Origin of the sequence: Rhizobium sp. SU303 (genome assembly GCF_021052345.1) — a bacterium.
In the GTDB taxonomy this organism is placed as follows: Bacteria; Pseudomonadota; Alphaproteobacteria; order Rhizobiales; family Rhizobiaceae; genus Rhizobium; species Rhizobium laguerreae.
Genome location: NZ_CP088098.1, coordinates 32,068 through 50,856 on the forward strand (window position 1 = coordinate 32,068; position 18,789 = coordinate 50,856).

Annotated in this window: 17 protein-coding genes; 6 read left to right on the forward strand and 11 right to left on the reverse strand. The window is 61.5% G+C overall.

What is annotated here, in order from left to right; all coding sequences use genetic code 11:
- Positions 1-10: 10 nt before the first annotated feature.
- Positions 11-1,465 (forward strand): NAD-dependent succinate-semialdehyde dehydrogenase, encoded by a 1,455-nt coding sequence (locus RlegSU303_RS31600; RefSeq protein WP_017958321.1) that lies wholly within the window; start codon positions 11-13, stop codon positions 1,463-1,465.
- A gap of 57 nt (positions 1,466-1,522) precedes the next feature.
- On the opposite strand, the gene RlegSU303_RS31605 is transcribed toward RlegSU303_RS31600, so the two are convergent.
- From RlegSU303_RS31605 to RlegSU303_RS31625, 5 genes are all read right to left on the reverse strand, one after another.
- Positions 1,523-1,879: a RidA family protein gene (locus RlegSU303_RS31605; protein WP_017958322.1), complete on the reverse strand. Its 357-nt coding sequence runs from the start codon at positions 1,877-1,879 to the stop codon at positions 1,523-1,525.
- A gap of 15 nt (positions 1,880-1,894) precedes the next feature.
- Entirely contained in the window at positions 1,895-2,716 is an 822-nt protein-coding gene (locus RlegSU303_RS31610; protein WP_017958323.1) for an ABC transporter permease, read from the reverse strand.
- A complete protein-coding gene (locus tag RlegSU303_RS31615) occupies positions 2,716-3,972 on the reverse strand; it encodes an ABC transporter permease (protein ID WP_017958324.1) in 1,257 nt (418 codons plus the stop codon). The genes RlegSU303_RS31610 and RlegSU303_RS31615 overlap by 1 nt, the downstream gene beginning before the upstream one ends.
- Positions 3,973-4,039: 67 nt before the next feature.
- Complete coding sequence (locus tag RlegSU303_RS31620; protein ID WP_026158419.1) at positions 4,040-5,089, reverse strand: ABC transporter substrate-binding protein; 1,050 nt, start codon at positions 5,087-5,089, stop codon at positions 4,040-4,042.
- A gap of 48 nt (positions 5,090-5,137) precedes the next feature.
- Positions 5,138-6,220: an ABC transporter ATP-binding protein gene (locus RlegSU303_RS31625; RefSeq protein WP_231284114.1), complete on the reverse strand. Its 1,083-nt coding sequence runs from the start codon at positions 6,218-6,220 to the stop codon at positions 5,138-5,140.
- 239 nt (positions 6,221-6,459) lie between these two features.
- Here RlegSU303_RS31625 and RlegSU303_RS31630 point away from each other — a divergent pair, with 239 nt between their 5' ends.
- The 4 genes from RlegSU303_RS31630 (at position 6,460) to RlegSU303_RS31645 (ending at position 9,949) form a co-directional block, all read left to right on the forward strand.
- Positions 6,460-7,857 (forward strand): aminotransferase-like domain-containing protein, encoded by a 1,398-nt coding sequence (locus RlegSU303_RS31630; RefSeq protein ID WP_026158420.1) that lies wholly within the window; start codon positions 6,460-6,462, stop codon positions 7,855-7,857.
- A 3-nt stretch (positions 7,858-7,860) separates the two neighbouring features.
- A complete protein-coding gene (locus RlegSU303_RS31635; RefSeq protein ID WP_231284115.1) occupies positions 7,861-9,153 on the forward strand; it encodes an NAD(P)/FAD-dependent oxidoreductase in 1,293 nt (430 codons plus the stop codon).
- A 149-nt stretch (positions 9,154-9,302) separates the two neighbouring features.
- Positions 9,303-9,554 (forward strand): AbrB/MazE/SpoVT family DNA-binding domain-containing protein, encoded by a 252-nt coding sequence (locus RlegSU303_RS31640; RefSeq protein ID WP_003538685.1) that lies wholly within the window; start codon positions 9,303-9,305, stop codon positions 9,552-9,554.
- Positions 9,551-9,949 carry a type II toxin-antitoxin system VapC family toxin gene (locus RlegSU303_RS31645; protein WP_017958330.1) on the forward strand — a complete coding sequence of 133 codons (399 nt, stop codon included), beginning with the start codon at positions 9,551-9,553 and terminating at the stop codon, positions 9,947-9,949. The genes RlegSU303_RS31640 and RlegSU303_RS31645 overlap by 4 nt, the downstream gene beginning before the upstream one ends.
- A gap of 44 nt (positions 9,950-9,993) precedes the next feature.
- Here the strand turns inward: RlegSU303_RS31645 and RlegSU303_RS31650 are convergent, their stop codons facing one another.
- The 5 genes from RlegSU303_RS31650 to RlegSU303_RS31670 form a co-directional block, all read right to left on the reverse strand.
- Positions 9,994-10,971, reverse strand: coding sequence for an ABC transporter ATP-binding protein (locus RlegSU303_RS31650; protein WP_222330654.1), 978 nt, complete (start codon positions 10,969-10,971; stop codon positions 9,994-9,996).
- Between the two features lie 4 nt (positions 10,972-10,975).
- On the reverse strand, positions 10,976-11,803 hold the full coding sequence (locus tag RlegSU303_RS31655; RefSeq protein ID WP_017958332.1) for a carbohydrate ABC transporter permease: 828 nt from the start codon (positions 11,801-11,803) through the stop codon (positions 10,976-10,978).
- A complete protein-coding gene (locus RlegSU303_RS31660; protein WP_017958333.1) occupies positions 11,800-12,678 on the reverse strand; it encodes a carbohydrate ABC transporter permease in 879 nt (292 codons plus the stop codon). Before RlegSU303_RS31660 ends, RlegSU303_RS31655 begins: the two co-directional genes overlap by 4 nt.
- A gap of 66 nt (positions 12,679-12,744) precedes the next feature.
- Positions 12,745-14,028, reverse strand: coding sequence for an ABC transporter substrate-binding protein (locus RlegSU303_RS31665; protein ID WP_017958334.1), 1,284 nt, complete (start codon positions 14,026-14,028; stop codon positions 12,745-12,747).
- A gap of 37 nt (positions 14,029-14,065) precedes the next feature.
- Complete coding sequence (locus tag RlegSU303_RS31670) at positions 14,066-16,387, reverse strand: alpha-L-rhamnosidase (protein ID WP_231284116.1); 2,322 nt, start codon at positions 16,385-16,387, stop codon at positions 14,066-14,068.
- Positions 16,388-16,531: 144 nt separating this feature from the next.
- Between RlegSU303_RS31670 and RlegSU303_RS31675 the strand changes: the two genes are divergently transcribed.
- Positions 16,532-17,590, forward strand: coding sequence for a LacI family DNA-binding transcriptional regulator (locus tag RlegSU303_RS31675; RefSeq protein ID WP_026158422.1), 1,059 nt, complete (start codon positions 16,532-16,534; stop codon positions 17,588-17,590).
- 41 nt (positions 17,591-17,631) lie between these two features.
- Here RlegSU303_RS31675 and RlegSU303_RS31680 read toward each other — a convergent pair whose 3' ends face one another.
- The gene (locus RlegSU303_RS31680; RefSeq protein WP_094088904.1) at positions 17,632-18,648 is read right to left on the reverse strand and encodes a LacI family DNA-binding transcriptional regulator; all 1,017 of its coding nucleotides are present in this window, start codon (positions 18,646-18,648) and stop codon (positions 17,632-17,634) included.
- Between the last annotated feature and the right edge of the window lie 141 nt (positions 18,649-18,789).

Sequence of the window (18,789 nt, forward strand, 5' to 3'; positions counted from 1 at the left end):
AAGTTGTCACATGAAGCTCAATGATCCCTCGCTGTTCCGTCAGGCATGCCCCATCGCCGATCGCTGGATCGAAGCGGAAGGCCGCAAGGCGGCGACGGTCCGCAATCCGGCGACAGGCGAGCCGCTGGGCGTGGTCCCCGACCTCGGTGCCGCGGAAACGGAAGATGCCATCCGCGCCGCCGCGATTGCCCAGAAGCTTTGGGCGAAGAAGACCGCCGGGGAGCGCGCCGCCGTTCTCAAGGCATGGCATCGGCTGATGGTCGAAAACCGCGACGATCTGGCGATGATCCTGACGCTGGAACAGGGAAAACCGCTCGCCGAAGCCAAGGGGGAGATCACCTATGGTGCGAGCTTCATCGAATGGTTCGCCGAAGAGGCGAGACGCATCAACGGCGAGGTCGTACCAGGACATCAGGCCGACAAGAGGATCCTCGTCCTGCGACAGCCGGCAGGCGTGGTGGCGGCAATCACGCCCTGGAATTTTCCGAACGCGATGATCACCCGCAAGATCGGCCCCGCGCTTGCCGCCGGCTGTGCCGTCGTTCTCAAGCCGGCGTTGCAGACGCCATTCTCCGCCATCGCCATCGCCGTTCTCGGTGAGCGTGCCGGCCTGCCGCCGGGCCTTCTCAACATCGTCACGGGTGACGCAGCGGCAATTGGCGGGGCGCTGACGGCAAGCCGTGACGTTCGGGTCCTGACATTCACCGGCTCCACCCGGACGGGCGAGCTGCTTTACCGGCAATGTGCGCCGACGATCAAAAAGCTCGGCCTCGAGCTTGGCGGCAATGCACCCTTCATCGTCTTCGACGACGCCGATCTCGACGCTGCCGTCGAAGGCGCGCTCATCGCCAAGTTCCGCAACAACGGCCAGACCTGCGTCTGCGCCAATCGGCTTTATGTCCAGGACGGCGTCTACGAAGCGTTTGCCGCCAAGCTCGCCGCGGCAGTTTCGGGCTTGAAGGTCGGCAACGGTCTCGACCGTGACGTCGTGCTTGGCCCGCTGATCGACGACAATGCCGTCGCCAAGGTCGAAAGCCATATCAGCGATGCCGTTTCAAAGGGTGCCGGGATCGTCTTAGGCGGCAAACGCCACGCGCTCGGCGGCCATTTCTTCGAGCCGACGATCCTGCGCGATGTCGCTGCCGGCATGCAGGTCGCCCGCGAGGAAACCTTCGGGCCGCTTGCACCGCTTTTTCGTTTCCGCGACGAAGAGGACGTCATCGAACAGGCAAACGACACCGAATTCGGGCTTGCTTCGTATTTTTACGCCCGCGATCTGTCGCGGGTATTTCGCGTGGCCGAAGCGCTCGAATATGGGATGGTCGGCGTCAATACCGGTCTTGTCTCCACGGCCGAGGCTCCGTTCGGCGGCGTGAAAATGTCGGGCCTCGGTCGCGAAGGGTCGCGGCACGGATTGGACGAATATACCGAGCTTAAATATGTATGCTTGGGTGGAATTGCCTGACCTGGTCGCTGCTTGCGCTTTGTCCGCGCTGGCGACATGACGACAGGCGCTGACCCGTCAGTTCCCGACCGCTGCGATCATGCCGATCTCGACGGCGAATTCCGGTCCGGCGAGCCTTGCTTCGACCGTGGCGCGCGCCGGCGCATGAGCTGAAGGCACCCAGGCGTCCCACACGGCATTCATGTCTTCGAAGCTGGACATATCAGCAAGCCAGATCGTCGCGCTGAGGATCCGTGTCGGATCGCTGCCTGCGCCTTCCAGAAGCCGCGTGATCCGCGCCAGGATGTTGGTCGTCTGTTCGCGCACGGACGCGCCCGGTGCGTCGATTGCGACCTGGCCTGCGAGGAAGACGAAGCCGCCATAGGTCACGGCCTGGCTCATCCGCTTTCCGGTTTCGTAGCGTTCGATCTGCATGCTCACCCCCCTGAATTAGTCCCTATGCGCAATCTTCTGGCGTTCGGCGCGGCGCTGCAGCCATTGGATCGTGGCGAGGAACAGCGTCGAAAACAGGATGAGGAGCGTGGCGACGGCGGCGATCGTCGGGCTCAGCGTTTCGCGCACGCCGCTCCACATCTGGCGCGGCAGCGTGCGTTCTTCGGAACCGGCGATGAAGAGCGCAATCACCACTTCGTCGAAAGACGTCACGAAGGCGAAGAGCGCGCCGGATGCCACCCCCGGCGCGATGACCGGCAGCATGATGCGCAACGTCGCTTCGACCGGGGCTGCGCCGAGACTGGATGCCGCCCGCATCAGATTGTGATCGAAGCTTGCGAGCGTGGCGGTCACGGTGATCACCACGAAGGGTGCGCCGATCGCCGTATGCGCCAGCACCAGCCCGGTCAGGCTGTTGAGCAGACCGACGGCGGCGAAGGCATAGTAGATGCCGACCGCCGAAACGATGACCGGTACGATCATCGGCGAAATCAGAATGGCGGTCAGCGTTGCCCGCGCCGGGCAGGAGGGCCGGCTGAGGCCGATTGCGGCAAGCGTGCCGAGAAAGGTCGACAGAAGCGTGGCGAAGACGGCGACGATGATGCTGTTTTTCAGCGCCAGCTGCCAGACGTTGGAATCGAAGAATTCGCGATACCAGCGGAGCGACAGGCCGGGCATGGGATAGGTGAAAAACGGCTCGGCATTGAAGGACAGCGGCACGATCGCCACGATCGGTGCGATCAGGAACAGGATCACCAGGCCGCCAGCCAGCCACAAGAGGATCGAAAACAGCCGCGGGAAAGAAAGGAAATTCGTCATCAGCCTATCCTCAGCCTGTCGATGCCGACAATGCGATTGTAGACGGCATAGAGGATCAGCACCGCCACCAGCAGGATCGTGCTCAAAGCCGCCGCCATGCCCCAGTTTGTGACCTGATTGGAGTAATAGGCGATGAAATAGCTCACCATCTGGTCTCCCGGCCCGCCGACCAGAGCCGGCGTGATGTAGTAGCCAAGCGCCAGGATGAAGACGAGCAACCCGCCGGCGCTGACACCAGGCATGCTCATTGGCAGGTATATGCGGAGGAAGGCCGACATCGGCGGCGCGCCAAGCGACGAGGCGGCACGCAGATAGACCGGAGGTATGCTCTTCATGACACTGTAGATCGGCAGCACCATGAAGGGCAGCAGAATATGGGTCATGGCGATCAGCACGCCGATGCGATTGTAGATCAGGTCGAGGGGATGCGCGGGGTCGATCAGGCCGAGCCAGATGAGCGCCGAGTTGATCACGCCGCGTCCCTGCAGCAGGACGACCCAGGCGCTGGTACGCACCAGAAGCGAGGTCCAGAATGGCAGGAGCACCAGGATCAGCAGCGTATTGGCAACCGCCCCTTTCGACCGGGCAATCAGGGCGGCGAGGGGATAGCCGAGGAACAGGCAGATAACGGTCACCGAAGCGCTGACGACGAATGTGCGGATCAGGACATCGACATGCACCGCATTCTCCGCCGAGACCCTGCCGATGGCGCCCGACGCGTCGCGCTCCAGGTCGAGCGAGGCGAGCAGGTAATAGTCGGTGAAGGGCGGCGACGCATTCTTGATGAGCGTCCAGTAGTGCGGGGTCTCCCACTTGGGATCGATGGCAACGAAGGCGGCTTTGTAGGGCGGCTTCGCGTCGCGGATCGTGCGCGCGGTTTTCAAGAGCATCGAGCGCATGCCGGTCTCGTAATAGTTGAGACGCTTGGCCACCTCGGCGATCTGGTCGCGCGGCGATTGTATCAGATCGGTGGCAAAGGCGGCAAATAGCGCTTCGTCGGGCGGGGACTGTTCATCCCAGGCTGATAGAGCCGACATCGTGTAGGGCAGGGCGGCGGAAGCCGCCCTGTTGTCGACCGCGCGCGTCAACAACAGGGCAATGGGCAGGACGAAGACGAACAGCAGGAAGATCAACAGAGGCGCGATCAGCAGCAGCGCTCTCAGCTGCGCCTTGCTTTTCGCACTGCCGAGCCTTTTGACCCGCGTGCGAGCGGCAATCCTTGCCTCGTCGCCGTCATTCATTGTCGCGATCACCATCGCTCATGCCTTCCTGAGGGAGAGAAAGGGCGGGCGAAGCCAGGGGACACTCGCCCGCCCGACGAGGTTACTGTGCGAGCCACTTGTTGAAGCGTTCGGTCAACTCCTCGTCATGGTCGGCCCAGAACTCGGAGGAGACGACAAAGGCCGTCTTCGTATTGTCAGGCGCGGTCGGCAGATCGACGAGAATATCCGCCGGAACCTTGGCGATGGCCGCTTTCAGGGTCGGGCCATAGGAAATATATTTGGACTGCTGCGCCATCACGTCGGGATTGACGGTGAAGGCGACGAATTTGTCCGCCAGTTCCTTGTTCTTCGAGCCTTTCGGCTCGGCCCAGAGATTGAAGTCCATTCCCTGGCCGTCCCAGACGATCTTGAAGTTCTTGCCGCTGTTCTTGACGGCATCGTAGATGCGGCCGTTCCATGCCGTGGTCATCACGACTTCGCCGTCGGCGAGAAGCTGCGGCGGCTGCGCGCCGGCCGTCCACCAGACCTTTACATCCTTCTTGATCGTGTCGAGCTTTTTGAAGGCGCGGTCGACGCCCTCGGGCGTCCCGAGCACGTCGTAGACCTCGGCGGGTTTGACGCCGTCGGCGATCAGCGCGAATTCCAGCGTGGTCTTCGGCGACTTGCGCACGGCGCGCGGCCCGGGGAACTTGGCCGTATCGAACAGATCGGCCATCGTCGTTGGCCCGCCATTCGGGAACTTGGCGGCATCATAGGCATAGATGGTGCCGAAGACGATCGTCGCGACCGCGCAATCCATCGCGGCGCCGTCGATGAAGGCATCCTTGCCGCCGAGCTTCGAATAGTCGATCGTTTCAAGCCAACCTTCGTCGCAGCCTTGCAGCGCATGGCTGGGTTCGACATCGACGACATCCCAGGTTACCTGGCCGGTTTCGACCATGCCCTTCAGCTTGGCGGTCGAGCCGTCCCATTCATCCTGGAGAATCTTGGTGCCGGTTTCCTTGGCGAAGGGCTTGAAAAAGGCCTCCTCCTGGCTCTTCGTATAGGCGCCGCCCCAGGATGTGACGGTCAGCGTATCCTCGGCAAATGCCGCTCCTGCGATGGCAAGAGTCATGACGGAACTGAGAAGCATGCAGTTTAAACGCATCATGGTGGTTCCCCTTTTTGTTGCTGCGTTTGCGTAAGAGTGAGCGCCCGGTCAGGAGAGCGCGAGCGCGCGGCAATCCTCCGGCGTCCAGCCGATGACGGCAGTGGAGCCTAGCGACTGAACCGAAATATCCTGGGCCGCGGCGACTTTGATGAAGATGTCGTCGCAGCCGCAGGCCGAGACGCGCAACCTGACATGGTCGCCGTGATAGATGATTTCCTTGAGCGTCGCGGTGAACCGGTTCGGAATCTCGGCTGCGGGCGCCAGCTGAATCCGCTCGGGCCTCAAAACCAGCGTTGCCCGCGCGCCTTCCTTCAACCCCTCTCCGGCATGGCCGGTGATGATCGAACCATCGGGCGCGCGAATCCGGCAGACGGCATTTTCGATCGCGACGACTTCGCCCGATATCGCATTGTTCTCGCCGATGAAGGTTGCGACGAAGGGGTTTGCCGGCGTCTCGTAGAGCGCATGCGGCGGTGCGATCTGTTGCAGGATGCCGTCATTGAACACGCCGACCCGATCCGACATGGTCAGCGCCTCGCTCTGGTCGTGGGTGACGTAGACGACGTTGATGCCGAGGCGGGCATGCAGGTGCTTGATCTCGAGCTGCATATGTTCGCGAAGCTGCTTGTCGAGCGCACCGAGCGGCTCGTCCATCAGCACGAGCTGCGGCTCGAAGACGAGAGCCCGGGCGAGCGCGATGCGCTGCTGCTGTCCGCCGGAAAGCTGGTTGGGTCGCCGCGTTTCGAAGCTCGCCATGCGCACCATGTCGAGCGCGCGGCGCACTCGCTCGGTGATCTCAGCCTTGCCGAGCCGGCGCATTTTCAGTGGGAAGGCGACGTTCTCACCAACAGTCATATGCGGAAAGAGCGCGTAATTCTGGAAGACCACGCCGATATTGCGGCGATGCGGCGGAACGCTGTCGATCCTGTTGTCGGCAAGGGTGATCGTCCCGTCGGTCGGCGCTTCGAAGCCGGCCAGCATCATCAGCGTCGTGGTCTTGCCGGATCCGGACGGGCCGAGAAGGGTCAGAAATTCCCCTTTGGCGACGTCGAGGTCCAGGCCGCGCACGACATAGGTGACGCCGTCATAGGATTTACGCACGCCTTCGAAAGCAATGAAGCGCTCGCTCATGAATACCTCCTGTTTGCATCGGCGGGTCCCTGCCTCTTTGTCTCGATGCTTGGCTATATTGTCTCGGTCTTCTTCGGCTTGTCAAGCCACACAAATAATTTTGTGTGGTGGTGGCGGCGGGGTCTCGAAAACACGGGGAAAGCGTGCTATGTCGCACGAAAGCAAGCTGAATCGCAGCGCCCCGGTGATTGATGCGCGTGTCCGGCTTATGGAATTTATGTCGCTGTTACAGGAATTGTATGTCTGAAAGATCGGAAGTGACCCGGACAAATCAGGAGCGGGAAACGCGGATACCGGCCTATCTGGAGCTCGCAAGCGAGCTCGAGGCGAGGATCCGCTCGGGCGCCTTGCCCCCCGGCAGCCAGCTCCCGCCGCAGCGCGACCTCGCGCGGGAGCGGTCGCTCAACGTCTCCACAGTCACGCGCGCCTACCGCGAATTGCAAAACCTCAACCTTGTGATGGGCAGCACCCGGCGCGGCACGATCGTCATCGGCGACGGCGCCATGCCGCGGGTTGACCGGGCAGCGAGCCCGGCCGGTATCATCGATCTGACGGTCAACCGGCCGGCCGTTGACGATTTCCAGCAGCGCTTGGCGCAGTCTTTGCCTGACCTGTCATCCGACCGGCGCTTTCGCCAGATGCAGGAATACCAGCCGCCGGAAGGCCCGGCCTGGGCGCGCCACGCCGCGAGAAAATGGATATCGCTCAACGGCTTCGATCCGTCCGAAGACGCTATCGTCGTCACCAGCGGCGCCCAGCATGCTTTGCTGGCGGTGATCAGCAGCCTGATAGAGCCCGGCGATACCATCGTCTGCGATCGGCTGACCTATTATGGGCTGATCGCGCTTGCCCAGATGTTCCGCTTCCGCATCATCGGCATCGGAAGTGACGATCAGGGCATGTCGGCGGCGGAGCTCGACGATATCTGCCGCCGGGAGAGCGTGCGCGCCGTCTTCACAGTTCCCTCGATGCACAATCCGACCGTCGTCACCATGAGCGAGGCTCGCCGGCGCGAACTGGTCGACGTCGCGGAAAAGCACGATCTCGTCATCATCGAGGACGATGTCTATGGGCCGATGCTCGGGACCCGGGCAAGCGCCCTGATCACGCTTGCGCCGACCAGAACCTACCATATATCGGCGCTCTCCAAGGCGCTGGCGCCGGGTCTGCGTGTCGGCTATCTCTGCTGCCCGCCCGGCCGTGCGCTGCTATCGGCCGAGGCGGTTCGCACGACCGCCTGGATGCCCTCTCCGCTGCCGCTGCTGCTAGCGACCCGCTGGCTGGAAGACGGCACGGCCGAAGCGATCCTGAAGGCCCAGCTTGCGGAGCTGCGCGCGCGCCATGCGATCGTCACGACGATCCTTGCCGGCCATTCCTTCTCCGCCGATCCGCGCTGCATGTTTTTATGGCTGAGGCTGCCGGCGCCATGGCGGTGCGAGGATTTTGCCGCCAATCTGCGCGCCCATGGCGTTGCCGTCATGGCCGCCACCGCCTTTGCCTGCGACCGTCAGCCGGTCGAGCACGCCGTTCGCGTCAACGTCGGCTGCGCATCGTCGCGGGATGAACTTGCAACGGCGCTACGCATCATCGCCGCCACGCTGAACGATCGTCCTCGCGCTCTGGCAGGGCTAGTCTAGGCGATGAACACGCCGCTTCCCGACCTTCAGCCCTTGCCTGACACCGAGCGCCGGCATGTGGCTGTGGTCGGTGCCGGGTTGGTCGGCCTCTGCACGGCGCTTTGGCTGCAGAGAATGGGGCACCGGGTCACGATCATCGATCCGGCGCCGCCCTTGGGCGATGCATCCTACAGGCAGGCCTGCTCCTACGGAAATGCTTGCACTTTTGCGCCGCACGGCGTCGTTCCCGTCGCGACGTCAGGGGTCATCTGGCGTGTGCCGGGAATGCTGCTCAATCCGCTCGGTCCGCTGGCGATCGTCTGGAGATACCTGCCGCAACTGGTCCCTTGGCTGCGCGCCTTCCTGGCATCGAGCACGAAAACCGAGGTCGAGCGGATCGCCGGCACACTGGCGGTGCTGCTTTCCCACGCCGATGCGGCCTGGCAACCGCTTGTAACGCAGGCAGGCGCCGAACGGCTGAAGCGGCATGACGGCTGCCTGTATCTCTATAAGACCGAAGCGCAATTCCGGGCGGCTGACGCCGAAAACGCGCTGCGTGAGCGTCATGGCGTCGCCATGGACCAGCTGGACCGCGCCGATATCCAGGGTATGGAGCCTAATCTTGCGCCGCTCTATCACAAGGGCGTGCTGTTTCGTGACGCCTATGTGTTTTCCAGCCCCAGGCAACTCGCCTTCGCGCTCGCCCGGGCTGTTATAAACGGCGGAGGGGAGATCGTCCGCGACGAAGTCTCGGCCATCGAGCCGCGCGACAACGGCATCTGCCTGCTGATCGCGGACAAGCAAGTCCTGGCGGACCATGCGGTCGTCGCCGCCGGCGCCCATTCGCGCAAGCTTACGGCATCGATAGGCGATCGCGTCCTGCTCGACACCGAGCGCGGTTATCATGTCCTGTTCCCGCAAGCGGGCCATCTGCTGTCGCGCCCGGTCTGTTATCCCGAACATGGCTTCTACATGGTGCCGATGGCAGATGGATTGCGCGCGGCCGGAACCGTCGAACTCGGCGGCCTTGCCGCTCCCTTGAACCCCAGGCGGACCGCGATGATCCGTGACGGCGTGAAAATGCTCCTGCCGGCGGCCGGGCAAGGCAGCGACGAGTGGCTGGGCTTTCGCCCGTCCATGCCGGATTCACTTCCGGTGATCGGCAGCTCCCGGCACTTGCCCCACGTCACCTATGCCTTCGGTCACGGCCATCTCGGTCTGACGCTGTCGGCTTTGACCGGCTATCTTGTTTCCCAGCTGGTCGCGGGACAGAGCCCGGCCATCGATCTGGCCCCCCTGCGTCCCGGCCGGTTCTAAGAAGGCGGCTCTTATCGGCGCTCTTTCTTCGGTTGGAGTGAGCCACGCGCGAGCAAGGCAGGTGTGAAGGCAAAGTCCGTATCACGCGAACCTTGAATGTAAGGAAAAATTCCATTACTTTTGTATTGGTTGGAGATAGGAGATTTTCCATGGCTTCCCTTGCGGTCACAATGAAAGGGCAGATCACGCTGAGACGGGATTTGCTGACGCACCTTGGGGTCAAACCGGGGGAGCGGATCGAATTCGACAAGCTGCCTGGGGGCGAGCTGCGGGTAAAGGCTGCTCGTCCAACGGGGACAATCGACGATTTTATCGGTCGGCATGCTGGCAAGATGAAAAAGCCGTTGACCATCGAAGAGATGAACGAAATCGCGGCTTCGGGCTGGGCCGGCGAGGAATGAAAGTTTCAGTCGATACCAACATTCTTGCTCGAGCGGTCCTGCAGGATGATGCCGAGCAGGGCAGGGCAGCGGCAAAGCTCCTCAAGGAAGCATCGCTGATCGCGGTTTCCCTGCCGAGCTTATGTGAACTGGTCTGGATACTGCGTCGAGGAGCCAGGCTCTCAAAGGAAGATGTTTCACAGACGATCCACGACCTGCTCAACGCGGGCAATGTGGCGATGAACCGTCCTGCGGTCGAAGCAGGACTGGCCATGTTGGAGGCGGATGGCGATTTTGCAGATGGCGTGATTGCCCATGAAGGAGCATGGCTTGGCGGCGAGAGCTTCGTATCTTTCGACAAGCAGGCGGTCGAACTGCTAATCCGCCAAGGCCAATCCGCGCGTCTTCTCGCCTGAAATTCCGCCCGCTCATGAGCGAGACGGCCGCGCGGACGTTAGCTTCAGAACCGATGTTCCGCTCCTTCGACCGGATTTGCCCAGACCGTCATTCCAGGCGCAAACGGCGTCTCGCCTTCGGCGCGCACCACCATCTCGCCGAGTTCGGGAACATCGAGGTAGAGGATCGCGTCGGCGCCAAGCCGCTCGAGATGCCGGATCCTGCCCCGCCATTGCCCGACACTTTCCGAAAGCCTGATATGCTCAGGGCGGATGCCATAGGTCGTGCAGTTCAATCGCCGCGCGGTCTCACCGCCATAGAGGTTCATCTTCGGGCTGCCGATGAAGCCGGCGACGAATGGTGTTGCGGGATTGCGGTAGAGTTCCATCGGGCTGCCGATCTGCTCGACCGCGCCGCCGTTCAGCACGACGATCTTATCCGCCATCGTCATGGCTTCGACCTGGTCGTGGGTGACATAAATCATTGTCGACTTCAGGCGGGCGTGCAGATCGGCGATCTCAAGGCGCATCTGGGCTCTGAGGGAAGCGTCGAGATTGGAGAGCGGCTCGTCGAACAGGAAGACCTTGGGATCGCGGATGATCGCGCGGCCGATGGCGACACGCTGGCGCTGGCCGCCGGAGAGTGCTTTCGGCTTTCTCTCCAGCAGCTGGGTCAGTTGCAGCGTTTCAGCCGTCGCCGCGACCTTGGCGGCGATTTCCGCCTTTGGACGGCGGGCGAGTGAAAGGCCGAAGCCGATATTCTCGGCAACGGTCATATGCGGGTAGAGCGCGTAGCTCTGGAACACCATGGCAATGCCACGCTCGGAGGGTTCGGCATAGGTCACGTCCTTGCCGCCGATGGTCAGCGTGCCAGACGTCGTTTCCTCCAGACCGGCGATGATCCGCAGCAGCGTCGACTTTCCGCATCCCGACGGGCCGACGAAAACGACGAACTCGCCGGAGGCAACCTCCAGATTGATCCCCTTGATGACTTCAAGGGCGCCAAAGCTCTTGCGAACCTGTTTGAGAGTGAGCTCAGCCATTCTGCTACCCTTTGACTGCGCCGGCCGTCATACCCGCGACGATCTGCCGGTTGAAGAAGATGAAGACGATCAGCGGCGGGATCGTCACGAGGAGGATGTTCATGAAGAGCAGATTGTACTGGCTCGTGTACATGCTCTGGAAATTATAGAGCGTCAGCTGCACGGTCACGTTCTCCTTGCCGGGAAGATAGTAGAGCGGGTTGGTAAAATCGTTGAAGATCGCGATCGACTGCACGACGATGTTGGTGACGGTCACCGGCTTCAGCAGCGGCAGGATCACTCTGAAGAAAATCTGTCGGGGCTTGGCGCCATCGATCAGCGCCGCCTCGTCGAGGTCGCGCGGTATGGTCGAGATGAACGACCGGTAGAGCAAGGTCGAGAAGGAGAGATTATAGGCGACCTGGATCAGGATCATCCCGGTCATGGTCTTGAAGAGACCGATCTCCTGCAGGAGGCCGATGGTGGGCACGACGGCCGGCGGCATCATCAGACCCATGAACAGGGCAATGGAGGCCACCGTGTTCCATGACGTCTTGCGGCGCTGCATCACATAGCCGACCATCGCCGACAGCAGGATCAGGATCGTGACGGAGGCGACGGTGATCAGGGTGGAGTTGAAATAGGCGAGCACGAGCTGGTAGTCGCGCGCCTTGAAGACGGCCACCAGATTATCCCAGAACAGCCACTGCTCAGGCAAATCGAAATCCAGGCGGGACGCTTCGGATTTCGATTTGACCGCCTGCAGGGCGACGAAAATGAACGGCATCACGAAGATGACGGCCGCCACCGCAAGGGCTATCGCACCGGTGACGTAAGGGCGGATGCTTCTCATTCTTCGACCCCGCGCCGGTTGAACCAAAGGGTGAGTGGCAGGATGATCACCGCAATCAGCGCAAACAAGATCACGTTTCCGGCGGTGGACAGACCGTAGAACCCCGCCTGGTACTGCTTGTAGATGACCGAGGCGATCACATCGGAAGAGAAACCAGGCCCGCCGCGGGTCATTGCCCATATCAGGTCGAACGATCGAAGCCCGCCGATCAGCGACAATGTCACCACGGTGATGGTGGCGGGACGCACGAGCGGCAGGGTGATCCGGAAAAATTGCTGGAGACGTGTGGCGCCGTCAATTCTCGCCGCCTCATAATAATCGGGGCTGATCGCGGCAAGACCGGCGATGAAGATCAGGGTCGCGAGGCCGACACCCTTCCACAGATCGACGAGGGCCACGGAAAAAAGCGCGAGGGCCGGATTGGTCAGCCATCCCGGCCCGGGAATCCCGATCGTCTCGAGCGCGACATTGATGATGCCCTTGGTCGGATGCATCATCACTGCAAAGCTAATGCCGATGCCGATCGTCGAGACCAGGACGGGGAAGAAGACCAGCGTTCGCAGGAAACCGCGGGCGAAAATATTGCTGGTCAGCAGCACGGCGAGCAACAGCCCGCAGACCGTCTTCAGGCCGGATGTCGTCACGGCATAGATCAGCGTGTTGATGAGCCCCTTGATCAGAAACGGCTCTGAAAAGAACTGCTGGAAGTTCTCGAGCCCGATGAATTCGGCCGTCGAAAGATCCCAGCGCGTCAGGCTGAACCAGAGAGAGGATACCGTGGGAACCAGAAACAGCACGCCATAGATGATTGCGGCCGGAATGAAAAACCACAGCGGGTAGGGCGATCTGCGCGAGCGGGGGCGTGTCTCTGTCATGACGACCTCTTCGATCGGGTGGAACCTCGCCCCTTTAGGAGCGAGGTTGATTGACCCGAAAGACCGCTACCAGTTGGGTAGACCGAGCTGCTTGGCCTGCTTGCGCACGTCGTCGTCATAGAGCTTTGCCGCGTCGGCAGGCTGGCGAATACCGGAGCCGACTTCGACGGTGATCTGCTCGAGTGACGGTCCCTTGATCGGCGAAACGAATTCCAGTGCCGGTGTCGTCATGCCCTTTGTCTCGAAATAGGGGAGCATGTCCTTGACGACAGGCGGAACATCGGCCGGCAGATCGCAGCCATCGACGAGTGAAGGTCCCTGAACGGTGTTGATTTCCATCATGATCTTGCAGCCCTCGACGCTGCCGGCGAAATCCACGAATTTCTTCGCTTCTTCTATATGCGGGCTGGCAGCGGGAATGTAGAGGGCCGGCGGCATCCAGACCGTCAGGCCGTTGGCTGCAGCGTCGTCGCTCGGCTGCGCGAAGAAGCCGACATCGCCGAGATTTTCGGGATAATTCTGCTTGAGGACGCCGACTGCGAAGCTCAGCATCGGATAGTGCGCTGCCTCGCCTGTCGAAACCATTCTCAGGCCATCGTCATAACTTGCTGCGCCGAAGTCTTCATTCATCAGGCCGGCGTCATGGACATCCTTCAGTCGTTCGAAGCCTTTCATGGCCGCAGGCGTCTGGGCATATTTCGCCTTGTTGGCGGTATAGTCCGCGGCAAAGTTCGGCACGGCGGCATGCAGGTTGTAATAGTCAGCCAGAACGAACAGCTGCGAGGTCCAGGTATCGCGATAGGTCTGCACCACGGCGACCTTTCCTGATGCTTTGACCTTTTCGCTGTTCGCCATGAAATCCGCCCATGTCTTCGGAACGGAGAGGCCGAGGTCCTGGTAGATTTTCCTGTTATAGAGAATCCCGCCCGCCATCGCCGTACCGAAGGGAACGCCGTAGAGCTTGTCATCGGCGCGGACGACTGACTTGAAACCTTCGTCGACCTTCGCCTGCGAAGAAAGGCCGCTCAGATCGACAAGCGTTTGTGTCGGCTTCAGCGCTTGCAGCAGCGAGCCGGAATTGTAGAGGAACACATCGGGCATTTCACCGGTCGCCAGCCGCGTCTTGACGATGTTGTCGCCTTCGCCGCCGCCGGGCCGCTGCTCGATTTCGATGGTCACGTCGGGCGCCTTGGCCTGATAGGCGGCAACCAGTGCTTCGGCGGCCGCGACCGTGTCAGGGCTGTTGTCGATCAGGAATGACAGGGTGGTTTCTGCATGCGACGGGCTGGCCGCAACCAAAGCCAAAAGCGCGGATGCGCCCGCAAGAATGAGCTTTATCCGATGTGTCATGACGTTCCTCCTCTGAACGGTGTGACGTGTATGCTCCTCAAGAATTGGGTAGAGAAAAGACCAATCGGTGCGTCCCCGTGGCAAGAACGGCTTCCTCGGCGATGGGCTCTCCGTTGAGCGACGGGTTTTGATGCCGTTTTCCTGGTCGGAACCGGCCGATGCAGCCTTCCGGAAGTTTCAGCACATAGGTGACCTTGTTGCCGTCGCACTGCCAGCCGGCCTCGATGCGTCCCTGGCTGATATCATGATGGGCTGAAACCGGCGAAAGGGACGGAATCGGCACCGGATCGACGATCACCTCGGCAAATCCGGGTGCGCTCGGGCTCGGCGAAATTCCGGCGACGCTTTCGAACAGCCACTGGCAGACAGCGCCATAGGCATAGTGGTTGTAGCTGTTCATATCAGGTTCGTAGATGGTGCCGTCGGGCGCCATGGAATCCCAGCGCTCCCAGATCGTCGTCGCCCCCTTCGACACCTGGTAGAGCCAGCCCGGCACATCCTCCTGCAGGAAGACTTTTTCGGCAAGGTCGTCCATTCCGAGTTTCGTCAGAGCCGGCAGCAGGGCAGGCGTGCCGATGAAGCCGGTGCCGATCTTATAGTCGGCATCGACGATCACCTGCCTGAAATGCTGCTGTGCGGTCTCCTGATGCTCATCCGGTATCAGGTCGTGGAGGAAGGCCAGCGCATAGGACGTCTGGTCGTTATGCGCGAGCCGTCCCGAGGGAGCGATGAACTCGTTAGCGAATGTCAGCCGGATCTCGCTGGCGCGCTGCTTCATTTGCGCTTCAAGCGTATGATCGCCGAGAACGGCTGCGATCTTTGCCAGAAGGTCGGTCGAGATAAAGTGGTAGAGTGTGGCCGCGCAATCGTCGGCGATCGTCGGGCGAGGCTTCCGGTTGTCGCCGACCGGCTGCAGCCAATCGCCGAAGGTGAAGCCGCGGTCGCCCCAACGCGACGGCGGGCGCACGAGCGGGCCATCCGAGATCGACCAGACGAAATCGACCCAGCGCACCATGGAACCCAGGCACTCCGACAAAACGGCCCGATCGCCGTAATGGGTGTAGAGAACCCAGGGGATGACGACAATTGCATCGCCCCAGCCGGTCGAACCGGCAAAGCCCGGGAAATTGGCCGGATGCAAACGTGTCGGATCCGGCGAGAAATGCGAGACGGCGCCGTCCTCGCGCTGATCGGCCATCACATCGCGCAGATATTTCCTGAGGAACGACTGGCTGTCGCTCAGCCAGCACGCCGTCGCGGCAAACACCTGGGCATCGCCCGTCCAGCCCAAGCGCTCATCGCGCTGCGGGCAATCGGTCGGCACTTCGACAAAATTGGCACGCTGCGACCAGATGGTATTCTGGACGAGGCGATTGACCAGCGCATTGCCCGAGGTGAAGCCGCCGGCGGGCTCGGGTACCGACGAGATCGGGATAGACGCGATTGCGAGGATCTTCGCATCGCCCTCGATCGTCACTCTGGCATAACGGAAGCCGTGGAAGGTGAAATGCGGCGCGTAGGTTTCATCGCCGTCTCCCCGCAGGGTGTAGACGGTATGTGCGGCGGCCGTGCGATAGTTGCGATTGTCGAAATGACGATCGGGACCGAGAACTTCCGAATGCTCCACCCGGACTTCGGCGCCGGCAGCGCCTCGGACAGTATATCTAACATAGCCGCCGGCATTCTGGCCGAAATCATAGACCGTCCTTCCGCCATCGTCGGTCCAGCTTTCGACCGGAGCAAGCGGCTGCAACTCCCGCACCGCCGCAGTTTCATGCGCGACGAGCAGTGCCCTGTCGAACGGCAGTTTCTCGGTGCCGTGGGTCTCGGCATAGTTTTCCTGGCGGGCATCATAGACTTCGCCAAAGTAGATCCCCGACTGCAGGATCGGCAGAACACCGCTTCGCCATGTCGTGTCGGTGGAAAGAACGGTGCCATCAGCTCCGATCAGATCCGCAATGGCGCCGATCCTGTCGCCCCAGCAGTTCGGGATCGCCTTGGCGCCCCACATCAAGGGCGATCGGTACCATCCGTCGGCAAGCCAGATCTCGATCCGGTTCGGCCCCGGCTTGAGCAGGTTCGAGACGTCATATCGCTGATAGGCAAGGCGATCGTCGTAGTTCGTCCAACCTGGTGTCAACAGGTCGCTGCCGACACGAACGCCGTTGATGAAGCAGCGATAGAGGCCAAGTGCGGAGATGAAGAGATCGACGGGGAGCTTGGCGACATCATGTTCGAAAGTCTTGGAGACGAAGCTTGCGGCCGTTCCCTGGCCGCCATCCGATAGTGGCGCGATCATATCCCCGGACCAGGCACGCGAAACGAGGTTGCCGCTGATGGCTGCCGGCTGAAAGTTCATCAAGTCCTCCCGACGAGTTGTAGAACGTTCTCCATATAACGTTCTACATTTTCTTCGAAAGCGCAATAGAAATTTGGTTGCCAGTCTGCCATGGTGGTTCTGCGGGCGCTTGTTGACGACTCGCAGCAGCAAGCCAGAGATTTCATGTCAATTGAAGACAAACAAAGGCCGCAACGAACCGATCGCGTGACGATCCGGACCGTGGCAGCTCACGCAGGCGTATCGGTCGCAGCGGTTTCCAAGGTGATGCGAAACGCCTATGGCGTCAGTGATGCGCTGCGCGCAAGGGTGACTGATGCCATCGAAGCACTCGCATATCGCCCCTCGCGGGCAGCTAGAGGGCTGCGTGGCCGGAGTTTTACCATCGGCGTGCTGCTGATCGATATCCGCAATCCCTTCCTTCCGGAGGTGATTGCCGGCGTGAACGGCGTGCTGGCGCCTTCGCACTACCAGGCGATGATCGGCGTCAGCGATGCGCGCGTGCAGCTGGAGACGTCGTTGATCGAGTCGATGATCGACTACAAGATGGACGGCCTGATCCTTGTTGCGCCGCGTTTGCCCTCGGAGATCCTCGCAAAGTTCGCAGTCCAGATACCGATCGTCGCCGTCGGTTACCACGATGCCAGCGCTACTGCCTTCGATACCGTCAACGCAGACGATCAGCGCGGCGCCGAGATCGCCGTCGAAGCGCTTCTTGCCTGCGGCTATCGCGATATCGAAATGCTGAGCCTTGGCGAGCGCCAGGGGCACGCGGTCTCCGTCGTCCGCCAACGTGAGATAGGGTTCCGCCGGGCGATGCAGCGTGGCGGGCTCGGCTCCTCGCCAGCGATCGGCAAAATTCCCATTGCTTCGCCAAAGCGGGAAGAGGCGATGCGAAAATTCCTATCGAGGAAGGACAGGCCGCGCGCCGTATTCTGCTGGAGCGATCTCGACGCGATCACCCTTCTGAGCCTGGCTATGGAGATGGGCGTGCGCGTGCCCGAAGATCTCGCCGTCATCGGATACGACAATTCGCCGACCGCAGCACTCGGCCTCGTCAATCTCGCAAGCATCGATCAGTCAGGCAGGGAACTCGGTCAGGTCGCAACCCGAGCCCTCATTTCCAGAATAGAAGGCCGCACCGCTTCCGAGCATATTTTCCAGATACCCTCACTGGTTAGCCGCAACAGCCTGACCCGTTCCGGCAATTCCACGGACAAATAATAGCGACGGCGTCGCCGCGTCTCTGTTCGTTGCCGTCGTTTTCAGTCGGATCGAAGGGGGCTGCCGCAAGACTGCCGCACGATCAGGCGACACGGCAATCTGGTGATGCCGGTGGGGACCGGTTCACCCTTGGAGAGGCTGAGGATAGCCAGGCCGGCGCGATGGCCCAGTTCCTTCAACTCCATGTCAATGGTGGTCAGCGGCGGGCGCGTTTGCCGTGCGACGACCTCCCAATTGTCGAAGCCGACCACGGCGACATCCGTGGGAATATGCACATTGAGGTCGCGCAGCGCGTCGATGACGCCGCGGGCGATCTCGTCACTGCCGCAGAAGATGGCGTCGGGCTTTGGGCCGGGCCGGGCAAACACCGTCTGGACGGCTTCGTGACCCCATTCCTCCGACCAGTCGCCGAACATCGCTTCGGCACCGTCGCCGCAGGCGTCGAGATAGGATTGGGCGCGGATGCGAGCGGCCAGGTAATCCTGCGGGCCGGTGATGTGGAGGATCCGCGATCGACCGAGTTCTTTCAGGTGATCGACGGCGAGGCGGGCGCCCTGTTCGTCATCCGGAAAGAAGGTGACGCTGTCAGCCGGCCCCTCGGCAAAGACGTACACGACGGGTATCGGCAAGCGGGATAGCTGGACTGGCGGTGTGAGATCGAGGCGCGTCGCGGTGAATATGATGCCGTCGACCTGCCGATCGAGAAGCGCCTCCAGGTGCAACTGGGCGAGCCTTGGATCATTGTTCGTGGCGCAGAGGAAGACCGACACGCCGTGATCGACCAGTACCTCCGATACCCCTGCCGCCATCGGCAGCGTCAGTCTGCCATAGGTGTCGTTGGTCAGCATGCCGATCGCATGGCTTCGCTTGCTCAGCAACCCACGGGCGAGTGCGTTGGGCCGAAACCCGATCTCTTCTGCCACGCGCCGGACCCGTTCCCGCGTCTCCGCATTCGTCCGGCCGGTGCCGTTCAGCGCGTTCGACGCCGTCGAAATGCTGACGCCCGCAGCCTTCGCCACGTCATAAATCGTCCGTCTCCGATCGCCCGTATTCTTCAAGATCCGCCTCGTGTTCGATCCTTGATAAAAGGTTTTAGCAGAAAAAAATGAGCTGTTAAAAGGTTTTATCAATCGCACATCAGATTTATGCACACAGACTGTCGACATCAAAAAATTTCTGATCTAACGTTCATTTCGTCC